This is a genomic window from Candidatus Nanopelagicales bacterium, assembly GCA_037045355.1.
Taxonomy (GTDB): Bacteria; Actinomycetota; Actinomycetes; order S36-B12.
On record JBAOHO010000005.1, the window covers coordinates 21,275 to 27,708 of the forward strand.

At 67.4% G+C, this 6,434-nt stretch carries 5 protein-coding genes; 4 read left to right on the plus strand and 1 reads right to left on the minus strand.

Translation table 11 applies throughout. The features are described from left to right. Positions 1 to 3 precede the first annotated feature (3 nt). Positions 4 to 945: a 5'-3' exonuclease gene (locus V9E98_00825; GenBank protein ID MEI2715540.1), complete on the minus strand. Its 942-nt coding sequence runs from the start codon at positions 943 to 945 to the stop codon at positions 4 to 6. A 42-nt stretch (positions 946 to 987) separates the two neighbouring features. Between V9E98_00825 and V9E98_00830 the strand changes: the two genes are divergently transcribed. The 4 genes from V9E98_00830 to lnt are packed head-to-tail and all read left to right on the plus strand — an operon-like array spanning position 988 to position 6,333. Beyond that, complete coding sequence (locus V9E98_00830) at positions 988 to 2,109, plus strand: Xaa-Pro peptidase family protein (protein ID MEI2715541.1); 1,122 nt, start codon at positions 988 to 990, stop codon at positions 2,107 to 2,109. Beyond that, positions 2,106 to 3,248: an acyl-CoA dehydrogenase family protein gene (locus V9E98_00835; protein ID MEI2715542.1), complete on the plus strand. Its 1,143-nt coding sequence runs from the start codon at positions 2,106 to 2,108 to the stop codon at positions 3,246 to 3,248. The genes V9E98_00830 and V9E98_00835 overlap by 4 nt, the downstream gene beginning before the upstream one ends. Next, positions 3,245 to 4,840: an amidohydrolase gene (locus tag V9E98_00840; protein MEI2715543.1), complete on the plus strand. Its 1,596-nt coding sequence runs from the start codon at positions 3,245 to 3,247 to the stop codon at positions 4,838 to 4,840. The genes V9E98_00835 and V9E98_00840 overlap by 4 nt, the downstream gene beginning before the upstream one ends. Further along, positions 4,837 to 6,333 (plus strand): apolipoprotein N-acyltransferase, encoded by a 1,497-nt coding sequence (gene lnt, locus V9E98_00845; protein MEI2715544.1) that lies wholly within the window; start codon positions 4,837 to 4,839, stop codon positions 6,331 to 6,333. The genes V9E98_00840 and lnt overlap by 4 nt, the downstream gene beginning before the upstream one ends. Positions 6,334 to 6,434: the final 101 nt, after the last annotated feature.

Here is a 6,434-nt window from a genome sequence, read left to right on the forward strand (position 1 = left end):
CGGTCAGACCCGCAGCGCGCCCAGCAGTCGGTTGATGGGTCCGTCCAGGTCAAACCGGTCCGCGAGATCCACCAGCGCATCTGGGTCGGCTGGTTGCGCGGGAAGTTGTGGGTCCACATCAGGAACCGGCACCGGCTGGGTGAGTCGGACCACCTGGTCCGCGGCCGTGATGTATTCGGCGGCGGTCAGCAGTTTGCGCCGAAGTCCAGGCGCGATCGTCGAGTCGTCGGCGGCGGCCGCGGCCATGATCGCCTCGATCCCCCCGAACCGGTCCACGAGCGACGCGGCGGTCTTCTCCCCGACCCCGACGACGCCGGGCAGACCGTCGCTGCTGTCACCGCGGAGCAGTGACATGTCGGCGTACTGGTGGCCCGTGACGCCGTACTTGTCCCGCAGCCATTCGTCGGTGGCGAGTTGCAGATTGTTCATCCCTTTCGCGGTGTAGATGACCCGCACTGCCCGTGCGTCGTCGACGAGTTGGAACAGATCACGATCGCCGGACACGATGTCGACGGGTCCACGGTGGCCCCGGGCGTAGTGTGCGATCACATCGTCCGCCTCGAAGCCCGCGCTGCCGACCCGGGCGATCCCGATCGCCGCCAGGACGTCTCGCATGATCGGCTCCTGGACCTGGAGTGCGTCCGGGATCTCCTCCTCGGAGGTCGTGTCGTCGGCCGTTGTCCGCGCATCATCTGTCGAGCCAGTGACCACCCGATGAGCCTTGTAACTGGGGACGAGTGCGACCCGGAACGCCGGTCGCCAGTCGTCGTCCCAACACGCGATCAACTCGTCCGGCGCGAACTGGGTGATCGACCGGGCGATCGCATCGAGGAATCCACGCACCGCGTTGGTGGGAGTCCCGTCGCGTCCATGGAACCGGTCCGGTACGCCGTAGAAGGCCCGAAAGTACATCGAGGCGCTGTCCAGCAGCATGAGGCGGTTCACGGACCCATCATGCCGTGCCGCGCTGAGGACTACGGTGGTCCCATGGTGAACGGAGCAGTGTCGGGCGATGACCTTCGACAACGGCTGGAGGCAGCCCAGCGGGGAATAGAAGCCCAGGGGTGGAGCGCCCTATTGGTGACGCCGGGGCCCGACCTGCAGTACCTCACCGGATACGACGCGGTCCCATTGGAGCGGCTCACCTGTCTGGTGTTGCGCGACGGTGCCGAGCCGTTCCTGGTGGTGCCCGAGTTGGAGATCGCGGCGGCCGAGGCCTCACCTGTCGGTGCTTTGGGACTGGACCTGTTGCCCTGGGCGGAGACTGACGATCCCTACGCTCGAACGGCGAACATGTTGGGTCCGGTGGCTGTCGTGGCCGTCGATGACCACATGTGGGCCCAGAAGACCCTCGGGTTCCAGGCGGTGCTGCCGGATGTCTCTCTGCGTCTTGCGGGGCCGGTGCTCGGATCGCTCAGGATGCGCAAGTCAGCGGACGAGGTGGCGGCGTTGCGGGCGGCAGCGGAGGCGATCGACAGCGTGCATGAACAAGTCCCCGGATGGCTCCGACCGGGACGCACGGAGCGGGAGGTCGCTGCGGACATCGAGCGAGCGATTCTTGCCGCCGGACATGTCCGAGTCGACTTCGTCATCGTGGGTTCGGGTCCGAATGGGGCCAGCCCGCACCACGAGGTCAGTGACCGTGTCATCGGCGTCGGGGATCCGGTGGTCGTCGACATTGGAGGCACCATGGCTTCGGGCTACTGCAGTGACTCGACCCGCACGTACAGCGTGGGCGAACCGGCGCCAGAGTTCCGCGCCTACTACGACGTGCTCCAACGAGCTCAGTGGGCGGCGGTCCAGGCGGTACGACCTGGTGTGCCCTGCGAGACGATCGACGCCATCGCCCGCGACATCATCACCAGCGAGGGCTACGGCGACCTGTTCGTGCATCGCACCGGTCACGGGATTGGCCTGGAGACGCACGAGGAGCCCTACATCGTGGCGGGCAACGCGCTGCCTCTTGACACGGGGTTCGCTTTCTCTGTCGAACCCGGCATCTACCGATCCGGACTCGATGGCGCGAGGATCGAGGACATCGTGGTGTGTGGTTCCGATGGGCCCATCGTCTTGAACGAAAGACCTCGGGAGCTGCAGGTGATCCGATGATCCAGCGGCAACTTCCTGACGCGGAATCCGAGGCCCTCCTCGAACTCGCCCGCGACATGGCCGACCGCGAACTCCGCCCGGTCGCCGCCGAGCACGAACAATCCGGTGAGTTTCCGCGCGAGACCTTCCGCCTGCTCGGCAAAGCGGGGTTGCTCGGGCTGCCGTATCCCGAGGAATACGGCGGTGGAGACGTTTCCTATGAGGTCTACCTGCAGGTGCTCGAGGAACTCGCGGCCGCATGGCTCAGCGTGGCCATGGGGGTCAGCGTGCACGTGCTCTCCTGCTACCCGACCGCCACGGCCGGCACAGCCGCACAGCAGCAACGTTGGCTGCCGGACATGCTCGGCGGCGAACTGCTGGGAGCCTATTGCCTGTCCGAGCCGGAGTCGGGTTCGGATGCCGCGGCGCTGACGACGACGGCGCGCCACGAGGCAGGCGAGTACATCGTCGACGGAACCAAGGCGTGGATCACCCACGGTGGTCGAGCCGATTTCTACAATGTCTTCGCCCGGGAGCCCGGGACCCAGGGAGCCGCGGGGATTTCGTGCCTGCTCATCGACAGCACCACGCCGGGATTGAGCGCGGCTGCTCCGGAGCGGAAGATGGGCGCCCGCGGATCGACGACTGCCCAAGTCGTGCTCACCGAGGTGCGGGTTCCGGGCGACCGACTTCTGGGTGAGCAGGGTCGGGGGTTCCGGATTGCCATGGGCGCCCTGGATTCCGGACGGCTGGGGATCGCAGCGTGCGCGGTCGGAGTGGCCCAGGCTGCGCTGGATACCGCAGTCGAGTACGCGAAGAACCGACACCAGTTCGGTCGGCCCATCGCCGACTTCCAGGGACTGGGCTTCCTCCTTGCTGACATGGCCGCTCGAGTGCAGGCGGGCCGTGCGCTCTACCTCGCGGCTGCTCGACGTCGGGATGCCGGGCTGCCGTTCTCGACCGAGGCCGCGATCGCCAAGCTGGTCGCCACCGACAACGCGATGGCCGTCACCACCGATGCGGTCCAAGTCCTGGGAGGCGCCGGATACACCCAGGATTTCCCGGTCGAGCGTTTCATGCGGGAGGCGAAACTGTTGCAGATCGTCGAGGGGACCAACCAGGTGCAGCGCATGGTGATCGCCCGGAATCTGCTGCGATGAGGACGCTGCTGCTGAACGGTTTCGTGCACACCCCGGACGATCCGGGTGCCACCGCCGTGTTGATCGACGGGGACATGATCGCGTGGGTGGGACACGAAGGGGCTGCTCTGGCGCAGCGAGATGGGGTCGATCAGGTTGTCGACCTGCAGGGCGCACTCGTGACGCCGGCTTTCGTCGACGCGCACGTTCACGTCACCGCCACCGGGATGAACCTCGGTGGCCTGGATCTGACCGACACCACCGGAGCGGCCGACGTCCTGCGCCGAGTGGCCGACCACTGCCAGTCGGTCACGGCCGGTGATGTGGTTCTGGGTCATGGCTGGGACGAATCGACCTGGCCTGACGCCACGCTTCCCAGCCTGGGTGAACTCGATATCGCCGCCGGGGATGTCGCGCTGTACCTCACCCGGATCGACGTCCACTCCGCGCTCACCTCGTCGGCGATGCTGCGCCGATTGCCGGCCGTGCGTGACAAGGACGGATTCGATGCCTCCGGGCTGCTGCGTTCGGACGCTCATCACTTCGCCCGTGGGTCGGTCCTGGACACCATCACCGCGGCGCAGCGCGACCGACTGCACACGTCAGCGTTGTCGCACTTCGCCGCCGCCGGTGTGGCAGCTGTCCACGAGATGGCCGGTCCCGACATCTCCAGCGAGAAGGATCTGACTGCCCTGTTGTCACGGGATCCTTCCGATGATCCGCAGATCACCGCCTATTGGGGTGAACTCGGTGGGGCGCAACGCGCCCGCGAGCTAGGAGCGATCGGCGCCGGCGGCGACCTGTTCGCCGATGGTGCGCTGGGTTCCCACACCGCCTGGCTGAGCGACGACTACGCGGACCGGGCCACCCGAGGGGTCGCACACGTCACGGCCCCCGAGGTGGCCGATCATGTCGTCGAGTGCACCGAACTTGGCGTGCAGGCGGGTTTCCATGTCATCGGTGACGCTGCCCTGTCAGAGGTTCTGGCGGGTTTCCGCAGCGCCGCGACGAAACTTGGCCCGGCGGCCCTGCGGGCGGCGCGGCACCGGCTCGAGCACGTCGAGATGCCGACCCCCGATGCCCTGACCACCATGGCCGAACTCGGCATCACCGCCAGTGTCCAACCGCAGTTCGATGCACTCTGGGGTGGTCCGGACGCCATGTACGCGGCCCGTCTGGGTGAGTCCCGAGCGGCCACCATGAACCCATTCAGCGAGTTCAGCAGGCGGGGCATCACGATGGCATTCGGCTCGGACACCCCGGTCACCGCGGTGACCCCCTGGCATACGGTCGCCGCCGCGATCCATCACCGCACCCCGCAATGGCGCATCACGGCCCGTTCCGCATTCACGGCGCACACACGCGGGGGTTGGCGAGCGGTCGGGATCGACGATGCCGGTGTCATCCGTCCGGGATTCCGCGCGCATCTGGCGGTGTGGGACGCATCCGACCTCATGGTCCAGGCCCCGGACGAGCGGGTGGCGGCCTGGTCGACGGACCCGAGTTCAGGAACTCCTTTGCTGCCGACCTTGTCGGAGTACGGTCCGTACCCGGCCTGTCGGCTGACGATCTCGGGTGGCCGGCTGATTCACAGCGATGGGCAGTTGATGTGATCCGTCCCCGCTTCGCGGTCCTGGTCGCTGCAGTAGCGGGGGCGTGCCTGGCCGCGGCGTTCCCGCCGATCGGGTGGTGGCCGCTGGCCGTGGTAGCCATCGCACTCATGACGTGGGCGTGCTACCGCCAGCGCGTGCGGTGGGGCCTGCTGCTGGGCTTGTGCTCCGGCGTCGTCTTCTTCGCTTTCCTGGTGAGGTGGATCGCAGTCGTAGGGCCGGACGCGTGGCTCCTCCTGACCCTGTACTCCGGAGTCTGGATCGGTCTTGCGGGGGCCGCGACCGCCGTGGTCACCCGGCTGTCCTGGTGGCCGCTGTGGGTCGGCGTCGTATGGGTCGCCCAGGAAGCGTTACGCGACCGCATCCCGTTGGGGGGTTGGCCGTGGGGGCGCCTGGCCTTCAGCCAATCGGACGCTGCCTGGCTCGACGCGAGCTGGTGGGGAGGAACCGCCCTGCTCACGTTCCTCGTCGCCACCGGCGGCGCACTTGCTCTGTGGGGGGTCCTGCATCTTCGCGCCGGCCGCACGGGCCCAGCGGCCCTCGTGGCAGTCGTGGTTGCGCCGTGGGTCCTGGGGCTTCTTCCGACCATGACCGGAGCATCAGGCAACGAGGTCGTGGCGGTGGTCCAGGGCAATGTCCCCGCGACCGGTCTGGGTTTCGCCAATGCAGGACAACGCCGCGAGGTCCTCGACAACCATGTCACCGAGACGTTCCGGCTCGCCGAGGCGGTGGCCCGCGGAGACGTACCGCAGCCGCAAGTGGTCGTTTGGCCCGAGAACGCCAGCGACCTGGACCCCTACACCCAGTCGGATGCGCGCGAGGCGATCACCAGCGCCGCCCGCGCGATCAACGCGCCCATCCTGGTCGGTGCCGTGGTCACCAATCCTGATGATCCCGACACAGTGCTCAACGTGGGAATCGTGTGGGATCCGCAGACCGGACCGGGCGATCGATACGTCAAACAACACCCCGTCCCCTTCGGCGAGTACGTCCCGTTCCGGTCGCTACTCACGTCGCTCATCGGACGATTTGAACTCGTACCGCGCGACTTCGCCGCAGGAGATCGCCCCGGAGATCTCCAGATCGGACCCATCGTCGTCGGCAACGTGATCTGTTTCGAGGTGGCGTACGACGACATCGTGCGGGGCACTGTCCTCGGCGGCGCGCAGTTGCTGGCCGTCCAGACGAACAACGCCACCTATACCGGTGGGGGGCAGTCCGAACAACAGGTGGCGATGGCCCGGGTCAGGGCGGTCGAAAACGGACGGTCGACCGTCGTGGCGGCGACCAATGGCATCTCGGCCCAGTTCTTGCCGGACGGCACTTTGGTGGGGGAGTTGCCGGAACGTACTGCCGGCTACCTGGTCGCGGACCTGCCACTGGCCACGACGTTGTCTCCGGCGGCACTCGTCGGGGGAGTCCCAGAACTGCTCGCGGTGGTAGGAGCCGGCGTCGTGATCATTCTGGGAATCCGACGGCCCCCGCGGACGGGGTAACGGTTCGCCCGCCCGGGTTTGCCCCGCAAGCGTGGCGGGAATCCCCAACCGCACCTGTCGGTTGACTGTCATGGGAGATGCAAAGATGACGCTCATGCACA

Coding starts and splice junctions, on each gene's coding strand:
- V9E98_00830 (MEI2715541.1), top strand. CDS start 988: ATGGTGAACGGAGCAGTGTCGGGCGATGACCTTCGACAACGGCTGGAG.
- V9E98_00835 (MEI2715542.1), top strand. CDS start 2,106: ATGATCCAGCGGCAACTTCCTGACGCGGAATCCGAGGCCCTCCTCGAA.
- V9E98_00840 (MEI2715543.1), top strand. CDS start 3,245: ATGAGGACGCTGCTGCTGAACGGTTTCGTGCACACCCCGGACGATCCG.